Annotated in this window: 15 protein-coding genes; all 15 read left to right on the plus strand. The window is 58.7% G+C overall.

Annotation, left to right across the window (positions count from 1 at the left end; genetic code table 11):
- Positions 1 to 3 precede the first annotated feature (3 nt).
- The 15 genes from ROSERS_RS12260 (at position 4) to ROSERS_RS12330 (ending at position 16,338) form a co-directional block, all read left to right on the plus strand.
- Positions 4 to 1,155 carry a glycosyltransferase family 4 protein gene (locus ROSERS_RS12260; RefSeq protein WP_011957095.1) on the plus strand — a complete coding sequence of 384 codons (1,152 nt, stop codon included), beginning with the start codon at positions 4 to 6 and terminating at the stop codon, positions 1,153 to 1,155.
- The gene (locus ROSERS_RS12265) at positions 1,152 to 2,387 is read left to right on the plus strand and encodes a glycosyltransferase family 2 protein (protein ID WP_011957096.1); all 1,236 of its coding nucleotides are present in this window, start codon (positions 1,152 to 1,154) and stop codon (positions 2,385 to 2,387) included. The genes ROSERS_RS12260 and ROSERS_RS12265 overlap by 4 nt, the downstream gene beginning before the upstream one ends.
- A 27-nt stretch (positions 2,388 to 2,414) precedes the next feature.
- Positions 2,415 to 3,107: a YveK family protein gene (locus ROSERS_RS12270; RefSeq protein WP_011957097.1), complete on the plus strand. Its 693-nt coding sequence runs from the start codon at positions 2,415 to 2,417 to the stop codon at positions 3,105 to 3,107.
- Between the two features lie 89 nt (positions 3,108 to 3,196).
- Entirely contained in the window at positions 3,197 to 4,699 is a 1,503-nt protein-coding gene (locus tag ROSERS_RS12275; protein ID WP_011957098.1) for an O-antigen ligase family protein, read from the plus strand.
- The gene (locus tag ROSERS_RS12280; RefSeq protein ID WP_011957099.1) at positions 4,696 to 5,625 is read left to right on the plus strand and encodes a glucosamine inositolphosphorylceramide transferase family protein; all 930 of its coding nucleotides are present in this window, start codon (positions 4,696 to 4,698) and stop codon (positions 5,623 to 5,625) included. The genes ROSERS_RS12275 and ROSERS_RS12280 overlap by 4 nt, the downstream gene beginning before the upstream one ends.
- Positions 5,626 to 5,710: 85 nt before the next feature.
- A complete protein-coding gene (locus ROSERS_RS12285) occupies positions 5,711 to 7,171 on the plus strand; it encodes a lipopolysaccharide biosynthesis protein (RefSeq protein ID WP_011957100.1) in 1,461 nt (486 codons plus the stop codon).
- 42 nt (positions 7,172 to 7,213) lie between these two features.
- Positions 7,214 to 8,209, plus strand: a complete 996-nt coding sequence (locus ROSERS_RS24190; RefSeq protein WP_011957101.1) for a glycosyltransferase family A protein — start codon at positions 7,214 to 7,216, stop codon at positions 8,207 to 8,209.
- Positions 8,209 to 9,354 carry a glycosyltransferase gene (locus ROSERS_RS12295; RefSeq protein ID WP_011957102.1) on the plus strand — a complete coding sequence of 382 codons (1,146 nt, stop codon included), beginning with the start codon at positions 8,209 to 8,211 and terminating at the stop codon, positions 9,352 to 9,354. The genes ROSERS_RS24190 and ROSERS_RS12295 overlap by 1 nt, the downstream gene beginning before the upstream one ends.
- A 15-nt stretch (positions 9,355 to 9,369) precedes the next feature.
- On the plus strand, positions 9,370 to 10,545 hold the full coding sequence (locus tag ROSERS_RS12300) for a glycosyltransferase family 4 protein (RefSeq protein ID WP_011957103.1): 1,176 nt from the start codon (positions 9,370 to 9,372) through the stop codon (positions 10,543 to 10,545).
- Between the two features lie 21 nt (positions 10,546 to 10,566).
- On the plus strand, positions 10,567 to 11,160 hold the full coding sequence (gmhA, locus tag ROSERS_RS12305; RefSeq protein WP_011957104.1) for a D-sedoheptulose 7-phosphate isomerase: 594 nt from the start codon (positions 10,567 to 10,569) through the stop codon (positions 11,158 to 11,160).
- Between the two features lie 190 nt (positions 11,161 to 11,350).
- Complete coding sequence (locus ROSERS_RS12310) at positions 11,351 to 12,226, plus strand: glycosyltransferase family A protein (protein WP_232282594.1); 876 nt, start codon at positions 11,351 to 11,353, stop codon at positions 12,224 to 12,226.
- Positions 12,227 to 12,267: 41 nt separating this feature from the next.
- Positions 12,268 to 13,218, plus strand: a complete 951-nt coding sequence (locus tag ROSERS_RS12315) for a glycosyltransferase family 2 protein (protein WP_011957106.1) — start codon at positions 12,268 to 12,270, stop codon at positions 13,216 to 13,218.
- The gene (rfbF, locus tag ROSERS_RS12320; RefSeq protein ID WP_011957107.1) at positions 13,215 to 13,985 is read left to right on the plus strand and encodes a glucose-1-phosphate cytidylyltransferase; all 771 of its coding nucleotides are present in this window, start codon (positions 13,215 to 13,217) and stop codon (positions 13,983 to 13,985) included. The genes ROSERS_RS12315 and rfbF overlap by 4 nt, the downstream gene beginning before the upstream one ends.
- A 41-nt stretch (positions 13,986 to 14,026) precedes the next feature.
- Positions 14,027 to 15,076, plus strand: a complete 1,050-nt coding sequence (locus ROSERS_RS12325) for an NAD-dependent epimerase/dehydratase family protein (RefSeq protein ID WP_011957108.1) — start codon at positions 14,027 to 14,029, stop codon at positions 15,074 to 15,076.
- A 29-nt stretch (positions 15,077 to 15,105) separates the two neighbouring features.
- Positions 15,106 to 16,338 carry a class I SAM-dependent methyltransferase gene (locus ROSERS_RS12330; RefSeq protein ID WP_011957109.1) on the plus strand — a complete coding sequence of 411 codons (1,233 nt, stop codon included), beginning with the start codon at positions 15,106 to 15,108 and terminating at the stop codon, positions 16,336 to 16,338.
- The last annotated feature ends 18 nt before the right edge of the window (positions 16,339 to 16,356 follow it).

The raw sequence follows: 16,356 nt of genomic DNA on the forward strand, positions 1-16,356 counted from the left end.
CATATGACGACGCTATCGACCAGACCACTGCGTGTTTTGCACGTGCGTCCGCGCCTGGGGGTTGGAGGCGCAACCGAGTATCTCATCCGGCTGGCTGAGAGCCAGGCGGAAGCCGGGTATTTCGTGGCAATCGCTTCTGGCGGCGGTGAATGGAGCAGGCGCGTGGCGGCGTTTGCGCACCATTATGATCAGACGCCGCTCACTCCGTATATCGGTCCTGGCAAGCGGGCGCCGAATCTGCCGGCGCTGCTGGCAGCCGGGTTGAAACTGGCGCACATCATCCGTGTCGGGCGCATCGATATTGTGAACACCCACCACCGCTTTGCTGCGCTCGCCGCGAAACTGGCGTCACGCCTGACCAATGTGCCGGTTGTGACGACACTTCAGGAAGTGCCGTGGAAGAATCGCCGTCTGACGCGCTTCGCCCTTGGCGTTCAGGCGATTACGATGAGCGCAATGATGAAACGTTTCGTTATGGAGACCTGTGGCGTGCCGTCTGACCGCGTCACCGTGATCCCGATTGGCATTAACATCCCGTCATCTCTCTCGGACGAACGCCGGCGCCATCTGCTGGAAGACCTTGGTCTCGACGGATCGGCGCCGATCATCGCCAGTGTCGGGCGCCTGGTCGCGCGCAAAGGGCATATCTATCTGCTGCGGGCGCTTCCGGCTGTGGTGCGAGCGCACCCAACCCTTCAGGCTGTGCTGGTTGGCGACGGCGAAGAACGCGCCTCGCTCGAACAGGCGGCACGTGATCTGGGTGTGGCGCGTCATGTCACGTTCGCAGGAGCGCGCAGCGACGCAGTTGATATTATGGCGCTCGCCGACTTCACGGTACTCCCCTCGCTGGAGGAAGAATTCGGCATTGTTATCACCGAATCGTTCGCCTGTGCGAAGCCGGTGGTAGCAACAAACGTTGGCGGCATTCCCGAACATGTGCGCCCGATGGAGAATGGCATCCTTGTACCGCCGGGGGACAGTCGCGCGCTGGCGGAGCAGATCATCCTTCTGCTCGATCATCCCACACTGGTGCAGCAGTTGGGTCAGCAGGGGCGGCGCGCCGTCGAGCAGCACTATACGCGACAGCGCTTCTTCGAACGCACCGAAGCGGTCTACCACGCTGCGCTGCAACGCCGGTCGGAGGTGGTGCGATGAGTGGTCGGTTGTTCTGGTTCTGTGTGGCAACCATCGCGTACACCTACGCGGGGTATCCGGCGTTGCTGACCATTCTGGCGCGGTTGCGACCGGAGCGCCCATTCCCGCCGCTCGCCGAGCTTCCGATGGTGACGCTGCTGATTGCAGCATACAACGAACAGAACGTGATCGCAGCGAAACTCGCAAACAGTCTGGCGCTCGACTATCCTCGCGAGCGGTTGCAGATCCTGGTTGCTGCCGATGGTTCGAACGATGCCACGCCGGAGATCGTCGCCGGGTTCGCCGATCAGGGGGTTGAACTGAGTTACCGACCGGAGCGCGCAGGGAAGATGGCGGCTATTCTGCGCGCACTGCCACAGGCGCGCGGCGACATCGTTGTGCTGTCTGATGCCAACAACTTCTACAGCGCCAACGCCCTGCGCGCGCTGGTAGCGCCATTTGCCGATCCGATTGTCGGCGCCGTCAGCGGCGCCAAAGTCATCGCCAGAGGAGATGGCGCTCTGGGAGACTCGGAAGGGTTGTACTGGAAGTACGAGTCGTACATCAAGCGTCAGGAGACGCGGCTCGGCAGTTGCACCGGCGCGGTCGGCGAAATCATGGCGGTGTGTCGTTTCCTGCTTGATCGACCGATGCCGCCAGAAGCCGGGTTGATGGCGGATGACCTGTTCCTTGCCATGCATGTGCTGAGGCAGGGATACCGCGTCGTCTACGCTCCCGATGCCCGCTCGGTCGAGCGCGTCTCATCATCGACGCGCGATGAGCGTGAGCGACGCGCGCGCATTGTTGCACAGCGGTTTGTCATGATGCGCTTCTCGCACAAGGTGTTGCCCTGGTCGAACCCACTGCTCGTCTGGCAAATCGTATCGCACAAATACCTGCGTCCGCTCGTGCCGCTGGCGATGATCGGCGCCCTGATCGCCAACCTTGCAGCGGTCGTCCGTCCGTCTGCGCACGGCGGTCTGGCACGACTGGCGCACCCTTTCAATGGAATCATGCTGGCGCTTCAGGCGCTGTTCTACGCGCTGGCATGGCTGGGAGGGCGCAGCGAACCGCGCGGGAGACTGGGCAAAGTGCTGTACATCCCGGCATTTCTGGTGAACGGCAATCGCGCCGCTTTGATCGGACTGTATCGTTTTCTAACCGGACGCCACACGTCGCTCTGGCGCCGCGTTCAACGGCGTGATGATGAGCGACAGGCATCCGCCGATGTCATGTATCAACCGAACGGGTAGCAGAAGGAAGGAAGGGAGCGTCAACCAATGAGTTTGTCTACGTTCATTCGCGTTTTGATTCGCAACTGGTGGCTGATCGTTCTGGCAACCGCATTGACGGTCGGAAGCACCGCGGTATTCGTGCTTTTGCAGAAGCCAGTCTACCAGGCATCGACGATCGTCGAGTTGAAGCCGAGTGTCGTTCTGGAAGACCCGAACCAGATCCTGAACACGATCAACGCCCTGACGCGGCGCAATGTCATCAACACAATTGCGCGCAAAGCGACGAGCATGTCGATGCACGAAGAGGTCGCGCGCGAGATGGGGGTTCCGGTCGAAGCGGTGCTGTCAGCGCGCGTGCAGACGATCACGCCACCGGAGACCAACCTGATCGAAGTGCGCGCGCAGAGCACTGATCCGGCTTTCGCGGCTGCGGTCGCCAATATCGTGGCGCAGCAGATGCTCGGTCAGGATTATGAGAAGGTTATCTCGATGGAAGTGATCGACCCGGCTATGCCGCCGACATCTCCAATTGCGCCGCAGCCGGTGCGTTTATTGACGCTTGGTCTGATCTTTGGTCTGATTCTGGGTGTGGCATTTGCCTTGATGGAGCATGCGCTTTCCATCCTGCGGTCAGGCATCGATATTCTTGATGACAAGCCGCTGATCCTGCAGCAACCAGCGCTCTCGTCGGTTGAGGCGACCGCTCCAGCACAGCACAAAACGTCGTCTGAGAAATAGCGCCGTCTTCCGGTTTTGTTCGCGTGGTTTGACCGATCCGCGCGGCGGTGAGGAGCATCGACAGGACACGACGACATCATGAGGGTCTTATGCAGTTGGAACGTATGCTCAAGCATCCGGTTCAGATAAGCGTCGAACTCTGGTGCCATGCCTGGGTGCAGATCGCGGTGGTCACGGTGGTTTCCATCACCACAGGGTTCGTGCTGTCGCGCGATGTACCGCTGTGGGTGCTGTTCGGCGGCGTGGGCGGGGTGATGTTCCTGGCGCTCGCGTTCTTCAAGCCGGAGTATGTCGCAGCCGCCTTGCTGGTGATCCACTGGGGGAACATCCACGACGTGCTGATCAAGTATCACGGCATCCCTTCTCTGGTCAAGCCGATGGTCGCCATCCTGACAGTTGTGCTGCTGGCGCGACGATTCCTCACCGAACGTCCGCGAGGTCTGGTATCCGACCCGGTTATCTGGTGGATTCTGGCATACCTGGTGGCAGGGGCGATCGGTCTCTGGTTTGCGCGCAGCACCGATGCAGTGATGAAGCAACTGATCGACACGGCGAAAGATTGTATCATCGCCGCGCTAATCTTCAACCTGCTGGCAACACGCATCGCATTCGAACGCGCAATCTGGGGGTTGCTGATCGTTGGTGCGACGCTGAGCGCACTGACCGTCTACCAGGAAATCACCCGCACCTACGACAACAACTACTGGGGATTCGCACAATCGGCAGTGCGCCAGATTTCCACCACGATGGACGACCGCGCGCGCGCGTTTGGGACGGTCAACGATCCGAATTATTTCGGCCAGCTGCTGTTGGTGCTGGTACCGCTGGCAGTATGGGCGATCCTCAACGGGCGCACCTGGCGTGGTAAGACGTCTGGCATTGCAGCGCTCCTGTTGTTACTCTCCGCGATTGGACTTACGTTCTCGCGCGGCGCGTATCTGGGGGTTGTAATCGTGCTGGTAGTGTACGCAATGTATCTGCGGCTCGATGCCCGCTATTTGCTGGTGTTGCCGCTCATCGGGGCGCTCCTGTATGTCGCACCACCTGAGTTTCGCGCGCGTTTCGGCACCCTGGAAGAAATCGTGCCAGGTATGACGAATGCGGGTGTGTATAACGATGGGTCGATCCAGGGGCGGTCGGTCAAGGCTGAAATCGCTCTGACCATGCTGGCTGACCATCTGATCTTCGGGGTTGGACGCGGGAATTACCGGTTCCATTACCGGGACTATATCAACCAGATTGAAGGCGCTGGCTCGAATACCGAGCGTGATGCGCACAACCTCTATCTGGAAGTCGCTGCTGAACAGGGCGTTGTCGGCTTTGCCGTCTTCGTCGGATTGATCCTGACTGTGTGGAGCAGGCTCCGTGTTGCAGAGTGGCTCTTTGCAGCAACTGGCGAACGTCGTATGGCAGATCTCGCGGTAGCGGTGAAGGTCGGTTTCCTTGGATACCTGGTAACATCACTCTTTCTGCACGGCGCCTATGGGTATATGTTCTGGTTGCAGGTCGGCATGGCAGTGGCACTGGTCGTCATTGCGCAGCGCGAAGCAACCGGACGCCCGACTCAGCCGGTACAGGTTGCACAACGATGAGCACACTGCTTGCATCCGTGCGGAATGCACTCCCGTTTTTGCGATGCATCCGGCGCAAGGATGACTGGGCAATCGGTCTCTATAGCGGCAGCAGTCCACTGACGCTTGCGCCGATGCCCAATGTGCGCAACCCGGTGCTGACCGCTGCCCATGTCCGCGATGTCCCGGCGCTGTTTGTCGCCGACCCGTTCCTGGTGCGCACGAAGGATCGCTGGTTGCTGTTCTTCGAGGTGCTGCACGCAACCCTCCGACGCGGGCAGATCGGTCTGGCGACGAGTCGCAATGGAAAAGACTGGGAGTATTGCCAGATTGTGCTGCGCGAGCCGTTCCATCTATCGTATCCCCACGTGTTTGCATGGGATGGATCATTCTACATGACTCCTGAAACGGCAGCGTGCCGTCAGGTGCGGCTCTATCGCGCAGTCGAGTTTCCGCTGCGCTGGTCGCATGTGGCGACGCTGCTCGAAGGCGATGAGTATCTCGATCCGACGCCGTTTATGTATCAGGGGCGCTGGTGGATGTTCGTCGGGACGGGCATAAAGGATAACGGCGCCCTGCGCCTGTATCACGCGACGACGCCGTCTGGTCCCTGGAAGGAACATCCGTGCAGTCCAATCGTGCAGCATGATCCGCGCAGCGCGCGCCCGGCCGGGCGGGTGGTGCACGATGGAGAGCGGTTGTTGCGCTTTGCGCAGGATTGCTCGCAGCACTATGGTCAACGGGTCCTGGCGTTCGAGATTACGGAATTAACTCCCGAACGCTATGCTGAGCGACCATATGGCGCAGCATCCGTGCTTACCCCGCAGCGCGCTGGATGGAATGCTCGTGGGATGCACACTCTCGATCTTCATCATATGCAGAACGGAAACTGGCTTGCACTCGTCGACGGGTATCGCAAGCGATTCTATGTGCGGCATTCGTGGTAGTGCGGCAGAACGAGCAGTGGAGCGTGAATGATCGCCAGGCAACGACATCAATCGACTGAGCAATGCTGGAGGAGGAGCGGTTCCGGTGCAAACAACGACATCACATGCGGAGATCGGCACGCGCGCCGTGCGCGGCACATTCTGGTCTTTTCTGTCTTTTCTGAGCACGAAAGCGCTCACCTTTATTACAACCATTATTCTGGCGCGGTTGCTTGCTCCGGCAGAGTTCGGCATTATCGCCTACTGCACGATTGTTATCGGCTTTCTTGACCTGCTCAACAATTTTGGTGTTGGTCACGCGCTGATAGCTCGCCGTGACAGGCTCGACGTGGCGCAAAACGTAGCGTTTGTCATCAGCATCGGCAGCAGCATTGTGTTATATGCCGTCGCCTGGTTGATGGCACCGCTCATCGCCGATTTCTTCAATGAACCTCAGATTGTCCCGTTACTGCGAGTTCTCTCGATAGGTTTGCTGCTCGTCGGGATCGGAACTGTACCGATGGCGATGCTGCAGCGGGATCTGCGTTTCAAAGCATACCTTTTGCCGGGTATTGCGCGCAATGTCATCAAGGCATGTGTGGCGATTGGCATGGCATGGCAGGGGTTCGGCGTCTGGAGTCTGGTCGTTGCCGAACTGGTGAACAAGGTGCTTGAGGTTGTCATACCGTGGGCAATTGTGCGCTGGCGTCCAACTCGCACCTTTGATTGGGGCGTCCTTCACGAAATGCTGGGATTTGGCATCAATATTGTGGCTGTTGGCTTGATCGGCACGTTTATGGTCAATGTTGATTATATCATCGTCGGTCGGGTGCTCGGCGGCGCTGCACTGGGCATCTACACGATTGCTTATCGTGTTCCGGAGATGTTCATCCGCAGCACTGTCGATACAGTAATGATGGTGGCATTTCCGGTATTGTCGCGGTTACAGGCGGATAAGGATCAGCTCGCGACAGCATATTTCGGTTACCTGCGTTATCTCGCGTTATTTGCTTTTCCAGCAGCAGTTGGGATCGCACTGCTCGCACCGGCTTTTGTCACCACGTTTTATACCGAGGAGTGGCAACCAGCAATTGTACCGATGCAACTGATCGCCCTTGAAATTGGCATTGCGTCCGTTGCGTATGTTCCCGGCATTGTGTACAAGTCGATCAATCGACCTGATCTGCTGACGAAGCTAACCCTGATCAAACTGCCCTGGGTGGTAGCCACACTCTGGTTTGTATCACAATGGGGTATCAATGGCGTTGCAGCCGGTATGGTCGCGCTTTCTCTGGCTTCAACTGTACTGGACAGCATCGTCGTCCAGCGAATTCTCGGATTTCGCTTCATCGATATGATCCGGCTCCTGGCGCCGATTGTTGCGGCGACTGCGGTTATGGCACTGGCAGCCGCCGGAATTGCGGCACTGCTGCCGTTGAATTTCGTGGGATTAATTGTTACAGCAATCGTCGGCGGGGTCGTCTATAGTGGGGCAATGGCATTGTTCAGTCGCGACATGCTGAGAGAAGCAACAACCATGGTCCGTGCAGCCCTGGCACGCTCATAAGCGACTGGATGGCAGAGGCGTTCATTTTGAGATTCAACCGCTATGTCATCAGAAACTGACCGACTGCGCGTGAGCGCAGTTATCACAACGTACAATGCGGCACATTTCGTCGGGGAGGCTATCGAGAGCGTTCTGGCGCAGACACGGCTTCCAGACGAGATTGTGGTCATCGATGATGGATCGACCGATGATACTGCCCGAGTCGTAGCACGCTACGCCTCACATGGAGTGCGCTACGTCTATCAGCAAAACGGAGGACCTGGATCGGCGCGTAATCGCGGCATTCGGGAAACGAGCGGCGATCTGGTTGCATTCCTCGATGCCGATGATCTCTGGTTGCCGCCAAAGACGGAGATGCAACTGGCATATGTCGCCACACACCCCGATGTCGCCCTGGTCAGCTGTGATCGCTGGGTGTGGAAGATCGAAAAGGAACGTCGCTATCTAGAACGCTTCGGTCCTCATTATAACCTCGATGCGCGTCGCGAGGTGATGGTGCGCAATATCGTCGGTAATCCATCACAGGTGATAGCGCGCCGGGATGCGCTGATTGCAGCGGGGGGCTTTGACACAACGATGCGTTGGGCAGAGGAATGGGATCTGTGGGTGCGGATTGCGGCGCGTGGTTCGCTCGGATTCGTGCATCAACCGCTCAGTGTGTACCGCTGGCACAGCGGCGGGTTGGCCCATGAGAACATGTGGCGTCGTTTGTCGGGACAACAGGCGATCGCATTTCGTGCGATCAGCGCCTTTCAACCGGTCTGGTGGCGTCCACTGCTGCTCTTGCGCGCCTGGACTGCTGTTGAGGTGATGCGCGCTACTTATGCGGTAGATTTTGATATGCCGCGCACGACACAAGTCTATCACGCGTTACGCGTCCTCATCTATCCGTTTGAGAATCCCCAGGAACAGGTGCGCGTGGCGCTCCGTGGATTGCTTGGCAAGAAATGGTATACCGCACTGGTAAATCGAACGCCGCTCGCCCGATTGCGGTTGCGGGGTGCACAACCTGTAAATCCGGAACGGAGACAGATCTGATGAAGCGTCTGCGTATCCTGCATGTTATCGAAACACTCTGGCTGGGTGGAGCGCAACGGTTGCTGCCGGGCTTGCTGAAGGGTCTCGATCCGCACCGGTTCGACAGTCACCTGGTCGGGCTGCACGACGGACCGTTACGGCAGGAGTTCGAGTCGGCGCATATTCCGCTCACGATGCTGAACGCGCGTCGCTTCTATGAGCCACGGGTGGTTGCGGCGCTGGTGCGCATCATACGTGAGGGCAACTTTGATGTGGTGCATACCCACCTCACCGGCGCCGATGTGGTTGGGCGTGTTGCTGGCGCGCTGACCGGCGTTCCGGTCGTATCGACGATGCACAATATTCCCCACGACTATAATCAGCAGAAGTTTCACCGCCGCCTGTTGCAACGCCTGACGGCGCGAACGCTGACAACACGCCTGGTTATGGTTGCGCCAGGCATCGGCAGCGCATATGAACGTCAGTGGAAGATTCCCCGGTCACGGATCGTTGCGATCAATAATGCTGTGCCGATGGAGCCATATCTGGCGATTGCTGAGGGAGTCGCAGACGGTCTTCCACCAACAGTGACGACGATCGGGCGGTTAAGTGCACAAAAGGCGCACCACATCCTGCTGGAAGCATTTCGCCTGGTTCTTCACAAGCGCCCGGACGCTCGTCTCCGCATCGTCGGCGATGGACGCCTGGAGGCGGCGCTCCGCCAGCAAGCGTTCTTGATCGATATTGCTCATGCCGTGGCTTTTGAAGGACTGCGGCACGATATTCCGGTCGTTCTGTCGGAAACGCACGTGTTCACGCTGTCGTCCCTGTGGGAAGGGTTGCCGGTCACGGCAGTCGAAGCTATGGCGGCGGCGCGTCCGGTCGTTCTGACCGATGTCGGCGGGTGCCGCGACCTGGTGACTCCCGGCGTGGAAGGGACGCTCGTGCCGCCGGGAAACGTGTCTGCCCTGGCTGATGCGCTGATCGAGATGCTTGGCGATCCAGATCAGCAGCGCCTGTTTGGTCGGCGTGGTCGGGCAAAGGTTCGTCAGGAATTCGGTATCGAGCAGTATGTGCGCGGGCACGAGCAGTTGTATCTTTCGCTCGTCGCGCCTGAACGACGGGCAGAGATCGTCGCTGTCGGAGATCAGCGGTCGTCGGTATGATTGGAGGCTGGCGCTATGACAATTGGCGTGGCGATGGTCATGCACGATTTCTATCCTTCGGTCGGCGGTGCACAGACGCATACGCTGGCGCTCAGTCGCGCCTTGCGGGCGCGCGGCGTCGATGTGATAGTCGTTACCCGTCCGTATCCTGGCGCCGCATCATACGAAGAAGTCGAAGGCATACCGACGTATCGTGTTGGCGTTTCAGGAGGGCGCGCGATTGCCGGATGGAGCTATCTGATCGCGGGTCTGGCAGTTCTGTTGCGTGAACGGCGGCGATACCAGATTCTACACTGCCACCAGATGATTTCGCCCATGACGCTGGCGCTGATGGGGCGTGCGCTGCCGGGAAAGCGCCTGGTCATCAATCCGCATGGGCGCGGTCCGCGCGGTGATGTGGCAAAGATTACCAGGCTCCGTCCGCTGACCGGCAAACTGCGCGTTGCGGCTGCGCTGCTTTGGGGTGATGCATTTGTTGCAATTGCGCGCGATATCCACCACGAACTGCGCACGATGGGCGTGCCGGAGGCGCGTATCTGGGATATTCCGAATGGCGTCGATGTCGAACGGTTTGCGCCGGCGACTCCTGCAGAACGGCAAGCACTGCGACGAAACCTCCATCTGCCCGACACGCCGCTGATCATGTTCGCTGGACGTTTTACCGTCGCCAAAGGGCTCGATATTCTGCTCAATGCCTGGGCGCAACGTGATGCCGTGCTTGCCGATGCCCGTCTGGTACTGGTCGGCGATGGTGAACTGCGTGAGCGCCTGGTGCAGCAGGCGCACAGCCTGGGGCTTGATCGGTCGGTGATCTTCACCGGCAGCACAACCGATACCGCACCGTATTTGCGGGCAGCTGACGCTTTTGTACTTCCCTCGCGCACCGAAGGCATGCCGGTTGCCCTCCTCGAGGCGATGGCATGTGGTCTCCCCTGTATTGCAACGCGGGTTGGCGGATCGGCGGAACTGATCGATGATGAACAGAACGGGCGACTGATTGCGCCGGAGGATGTTGATGCGCTCGTGCGGGCACTGCCGGAAGCACTCAGCATGCCAGTGTGGGGCGAGCGTGCGCGGCAGCGCATTGTCGAGCGCTATGCCATGGATGCAGTGGCGCAGACGTACATCGGATTGTACGAAGCGGCGCTGACGCACGGTCGCTCGCTGATGGCACGTGATGGGACCGTGTAACATGCAACTCAGGAACTGTGTATGAACTCACCATCCGACTCTTTCACCCGCTGGGTGATCGATGAGATTGAAGCGAGCATCGACGTCAAGCGCCGCACCATCGAGACGCAGGCGCCGATGATTGTTGCGATTGCGGAACGGGTTGTCGAGACATTCCGGCGTGGCGGCAAACTGTTGCTGTGCGGCAACGGCGGCAGCGCAGCGGATGCGCAACACATCGCCGCCGAGTTCGTCAGCCGCTTTCGCCGTGAACGACACGGATTGCCAGCAATCGCTTTGACGACCGACACCTCAATTCTGACAGCTATCAGCAATGATTACGGCTACGAGCGCGTCTTTGCCCGCCAGGTGGAGGCGCTGGGACGCCCCGGCGATATGGTCATCGGGATCAGCACCAGCGGCATCTCGGCAAGCGTCATTGCCGCCATGCGCGCCGCGCGCAACGGCGGCATGGCAACCGTCGGATTCACCGGCGCATCGGGCGGAACGCTGGTTGACCACGTCGATCTCTGTCTGTGCGTTCCATCGCACAATACAGCGCGCATTCAAGAAGTGCATATCACTGTCGCGCATGTTGTGTGCGAAATTGTTGAACGTACTTTGTTTGAAGAATGAAGGAATGTTAAACAATACTATTCAGTTATTCCCGGACTAATAAACAGATTGTAATTGAAATCGTTCTCTCGACCGTTTATAGTAGAGATCGCAGCTATTCCAGCGTATGAAATCCTCACAAACGGCAGTAACACATCGTATGGTCGTCAATCGAACTGAGAAAGCCCCAACTCCGCGAGTGAGCATCGGTTTGCCGGTATACAACGGTGAGCGGTACCTTGCCTCAGCGCTGGAGTCGATCCTGGCGCAGACATTTGGCGATTTTGAGGTGATTATTTCGGATAACGCCTCAACCGACGCCACGCCGGAGATCTGCCGCGCGTATATGGCGCGTGATCCCCGTATCCGGTATGTGCGGAACGAGCGCAATCTGGGCGCTGCGCCAAACTACAACCGCGTGTTTCATCTGGCGCGCGGTATGTACTTCAGGTGGCATGCCCACGATGATCTGCTCGCGCCAACCTATCTCGAACAGTGCGTCGCCGCGCTCGATGCTCATCCTGGCGTTGTACTCTGTCACTCGAAAACCGTGTTTATCGATGAACACGATCGCGTGATTGGCTACGATGAAGACAGCCTGCACTTTCGCCAGGCTTCGGTGTTCTCCCGGTATTATGCCTATTTGCGGGTGGCGCGTAACTGGATCAATGCAATCTTTGGGCTCATTCGCACCGACGTATTGCGCCAGACGGTGCTGATCGGCGCTTATTCGTCGTCGGACATGATCCTGCTGGCTGAGTTGATCCTGCGGGGCGAATTCTACGAAGTGCCGGAATATCTTTTCCTGCGACGCGATCACGAGGAAGCCTCAGTGCAGGCAAATCGTGACTATCAGAAGCGTCAGGTCTGGTTCGATCCGCGTAATCGCGGCAAGATCGAGCTGACTCACTGGCGGTGGACGATCGAACTCCTGCGCGTGATCGGGCGTGTGCCGCTGGCATGGCACGATCGTCTGCTCTGTTATGCCCATATGCAGTGGTGGTTGCGGCGAACGCGCCGGGAGATGTTGAACGACCTCGCGGTTGCGACCCGTCTGGTGATACATAAAGCAACCTGGGCGACATAAGGCGGAAAATCGGCGGGAAGGTCATAAGGGTGCATAAAGGCATGAGCAACAATGTACCGCGTGTCAGTATTGCGCTCCCCGTCTACAACGGGCAGAACTATGTGAGTCAGGCAATTGATTCCATCCTGGCGCAGACATTTGGCGATTTTGAGGTGATTATTTCAGATAATGCCTCAACTGATGCCACGCCAGAGATCTGCCGTGCGTACACGACGCACGATCCCCGCGTCCGGTATGTGCGCCACGAGATCAATCGCGGTGCAGCGTGGAATTTCAACCATGCCTTCAGTCTGGCGCGCGGCGTGTATTTCAAATGGCATGCCCACGATGATCTGATCGCACCGACGTTTCTTGAACGGTGCGTGGCGGCGCTCGACCATGATCCGCAGGTTGTGCTCGCCTTCAGTCGCACCCGTGTCATCGACCCGGCAGGTCATACGCTGTACACCTACGATGAACGTCTGCGCACTGAATCGCCACTGGCGAGCGTTCGCTTTCACGACCTGATCTGTATCGGGCATCCCTGCTTTCAGGTGTTCGGCGTCATACGCGCCGATGTGCTGCGACGCACGCCGCTGATAGGCGCGTATGTGCCATCGGATCGAATACTGCTGGCGCGGCTGGGGTTGCTCGGACCCTTCTATGAAGCGCCTGAGCATCTGTTCATTTCACGCCGTCACCCGGCGCAGTCGGTGCGCGCGGCGAAACTGCGCGCCCGCGCCGCCTGGTTCGATCCGGCGAACGAAGGCAAAATCGTGATGCCGCATTTTCGCACGCTCTACGAGTACATCAAAGCTATTCGCGCAACACCCCTCCCACCGGAAGAGACGCGACGCTGCTATGTCGCATTGCTGCACTGGATCGTCTCCGATCACAATTGGGCGCGGATGGGGAATGATGTCGTGCATGCCGGACGTCAACTGGGGGGACGCGCGCTACGTCGCATACGCAGAACGAATCTTACAACGATTGCACGGAGGAACTCGCTATGAAAGTCGCTATTCTCGCAGGTGGGGTCGGATCGCGCCTCTCGGAGGAGACCGAAGTTAAACCGAAGCCAATGGTCGAGATCGGCGGTCGCCCGATCCTGTGGCACATCATGATGCACTACTCCTGTTATGGCTTCAAGGACTTCGTCATCGCCCTCGGTTACAAAGGGGAAGTCATCAAGAAGTACATGGTTGATTACTGCTCGCTCAACAGCAATCTGAAGGTCAACCTGCGCTCCGGTGTCGTTGAGATGAATGGCGGCTATCGTCCGGACTGGAATGTGGAATTGATCGATACCGGCATTCCGACGAATACCGGCGGGCGGATCAAGCGCCTAGCGCCGTACCTCGGCAATGAGACCTTTATGCTGACCTGGGGCGATGGTGTTTCGGATGTCAATCTGCATGCCCTGCTCGCATTCCACCGCTCACACGGCAAACTGGCAACGCTGACCGCCGTGCGTCCACCGGCGCGCTTTGGGCACCTGGAACTGGACGGGGATCGGATCACCGAGTTCAACGAAAAACCGCAGACCGGCGAGGGATGGATCAACGGCGCTTTCTTTGTGCTCGAACCGGCAGTGTTCGACTATATCGACGGCGACGATACCGCCTGGGAGCGTGAGCCGTTGCAGCGCCTGGCGCGCGAAGGGCAACTGATGGCATACAAACACACCTCCTTCTGGCAGTGTATGGATACGCTGCGCGATAAAAAGTTGCTCGAAAGTCTCTGGCAAACCGGCAAAGCACCCTGGAAGATCTGGGAGTAGCGTCGCCGTATCCGATGGGAATGTGCTGAAAGGATGCAACCATGCGCGTGTTAGTCACAGGACACAAAGGGTATATCGGAACGGTGCTCACACCGATGCTGCTCGAACGCGGCTATGAGGTGATCGGGTTGGATAGCGATCTGTTCGAGGATTGCACATTTGGCGAGCCGCCGGTCGAGGTTCCGGAGATTCGGAAAGATATCCGTGATGTCGAAGCGTCCGATCTGCACGGCGTCGATGCCGTGATGCACCTTGCCGGTCTGTCAAATGATCCGCTCGGCGACCTCGATCCGCAGTTGACCTACGAGATCAACTATCTGGCGTCGGTACGCCTGGCGATGCTGGCAAGGCAGGCGGGTATCAAGCGCTTCATTTTCTCGTCGTCGTGCAGCACCTATGGGGCTGCCGGTGATGATATGCTGGACGAAACCTCGTCGTTCAATCCGGTGACCCCCTACGGGCGCTCGAAGGTTCTGGTTGAGCAAGACCTGGCGAAACTCGCCGATGCCGACTTCAGCCCGACATATTTGCGCAATGCTACTGCCTATGGCGTATCGCCGCGCCTGCGCTTCGACCTGGTGCTGAATAACCTTGTCGCCTGGGCATACACGACGGGTCTGGTCTACCTGAAGAGCGATGGCACGCCCTGGCGACCCATTGTGCATATCGCCGACATTGCGCGTGCGTTTATCGCCGTGCTCGAAGCACCGCGCGAGTTGATCCACAACGAGGCGTTCAACGTCGGGCGCAATGAGGATAATTATCGCATCCGCGATCTGGCGCAGATTGTGTATGAGACGGTGCCCGGATGCCGGATTCAGTTCGCCGAGGGCGCACAACCCGATAAGCGGAATTACCGCGTCGATTGCTCGAAGATTCAGCGCGTGCTGCCGAATTTTCAGCCCGCCTGGGATGCGCGAAAGGGCGCGCAGGAACTCTACGACGCCTACCGCACGATCGGGTTGAAACTCGAAGATTTTGAGGGTCCGCGGTACAAGCGTATCGACCATATTCGCAAATTGATCGCGTCTGGACGACTCGACTCGTCGTTGCGCCGGTCTGAGCAGGCGCTGGCGGTTGGATCGGCGTAGCGGCGTAGTGATAGATGAGGAATGTTGCCATGCTGTACCGTGTTGAACAACGCTGCCGCGCCAGCGGTTCGCCCAATCTGCTGCCGATCCTGTCGTTCGGCGTCACGCCGCTGGCGGATCGGTTGCTCACGGCGGATCAACTCGGCGGCAAGGAGCCATTCGCGCCGCTGACGCTGGTGTTTTGTCCGGATTCGGCGCTGCTCCAGATCCAGGAAACTGTTGATCCCGAAGTGCTGTTCTATGCCGAATACCCCTACTTTTCGTCGGTCTCGAAATCATTGCTGAACCATTTTGCCCGCAGCGCCCAGGCGATCATGGCGTCGCGTCCGCTGGGACCGGAGAGCCTGGTGGTTGAGGCTGCCAGCAATGACGGCTATATGCTGCGGAACTTCGTCGAACGCAACATTCCGGTGCTCGGCATCGATCCGGCGCGCGCTCCGGCGGAAGCAGCACAGAAGATCGGCATTCCCACCCTCAATACGTTCTTCACCAGAGAACTGGCGCTGCAATTGCGCAACGAGGGCAAGGCTGCCGATGTCTTTCTGGCAAACAATGTCCTGGCGCATGTGCCCGATCTCAATGGTTTCGTGAGCGGCATCCGCATTATGCTCAAGGATGACGGTATTGCGGTGATCGAGTGTCCGTATGTGGTCGATCTGGTCGATCACTGCGAGTTCGATACCATCTATCACCAGCATCTCTGTTACTTCTCGGTGACGGCGCTCGACCGGTTGTTCCGCGCCAATGGTCTGTACCTCAACGACGTGGAGCGCACGCCGATCCACGGCGGATCGCTGCGCCTGTTCGTTGCGCGGCGCGAGGATGTTGGTGAGCGGGTGCGGGAGTTGCTGGCGATGGAGCGCGAGCGCGGCGTGGATCGGGTTGATTTCTATCGTTCGTTCGCCGATCGGGTGCGCACTATTCGTGACGAACTGATGGCGCTGCTGCACGAGCTGAAGCGGCAGGGCAAACGGATCGCTGCATATGGCGCCGCCGCCAAAGCTACCACATTGCTGGCATACTGCCAGATCGACACCCGACTGGTCGATTTTGTCGCCGACCTGAACCCGTACAAGCAGGGCAAGTTCATGAGCGGCAGCCATCTGCCGATTGTCCCTCCGACGGCGCTGCTTGAGCAGCAACCGGATTATGTTCTGCTGCTGGCGTGGAACTTTGCCGACGAGATCCTGCGCCAGCAGGCGGAGTATCGGCAGCGCGGCGGTAAGTTCATCATTCCTATTCCCAATCCGATCATTGTGTAGCATGCTGCTTGTGTGAAA

This window comes from Roseiflexus sp. RS-1 (assembly GCF_000016665.1).
In the GTDB taxonomy this organism is placed as follows: domain Bacteria; phylum Chloroflexota; class Chloroflexia; order Chloroflexales; family Roseiflexaceae; genus Roseiflexus.

Bases quoted from the DNA above. Each gene is read 5' to 3' on its own strand.
- ROSERS_RS12275 (WP_011957098.1), top strand. From the start codon at position 3,197: ATGCAGTTGGAACGTATGCTCAAGCATCCGGTTCAGATAAGCGTCGAA.
- ROSERS_RS12325 (WP_011957108.1), top strand. From the start codon at position 14,027: ATGCGCGTGTTAGTCACAGGACACAAAGGGTATATCGGAACGGTGCTC.
- gmhA (WP_011957104.1), top strand. From the start codon at position 10,567: ATGAACTCACCATCCGACTCTTTCACCCGCTGGGTGATCGATGAGATT.
- ROSERS_RS12300 (WP_011957103.1), top strand. From the start codon at position 9,370: ATGACAATTGGCGTGGCGATGGTCATGCACGATTTCTATCCTTCGGTC.
- ROSERS_RS12295 (WP_011957102.1), top strand. From the start codon at position 8,209: ATGAAGCGTCTGCGTATCCTGCATGTTATCGAAACACTCTGGCTGGGT.
- ROSERS_RS12315 (WP_011957106.1), top strand. From the start codon at position 12,268: ATGAGCAACAATGTACCGCGTGTCAGTATTGCGCTCCCCGTCTACAAC.
- ROSERS_RS12330 (WP_011957109.1), top strand. From the start codon at position 15,106: ATGCTGTACCGTGTTGAACAACGCTGCCGCGCCAGCGGTTCGCCCAAT.
- ROSERS_RS24190 (WP_011957101.1), top strand. From the start codon at position 7,214: ATGTCATCAGAAACTGACCGACTGCGCGTGAGCGCAGTTATCACAACG.
- ROSERS_RS12260 (WP_011957095.1), top strand. From the start codon at position 4: ATGACGACGCTATCGACCAGACCACTGCGTGTTTTGCACGTGCGTCCG.
- ROSERS_RS12270 (WP_011957097.1), top strand. From the start codon at position 2,415: ATGAGTTTGTCTACGTTCATTCGCGTTTTGATTCGCAACTGGTGGCTG.
- ROSERS_RS12265 (WP_011957096.1), top strand. From the start codon at position 1,152: ATGAGTGGTCGGTTGTTCTGGTTCTGTGTGGCAACCATCGCGTACACC.
- ROSERS_RS12280 (WP_011957099.1), top strand. From the start codon at position 4,696: ATGAGCACACTGCTTGCATCCGTGCGGAATGCACTCCCGTTTTTGCGA.
- rfbF (WP_011957107.1), top strand. From the start codon at position 13,215: ATGAAAGTCGCTATTCTCGCAGGTGGGGTCGGATCGCGCCTCTCGGAG.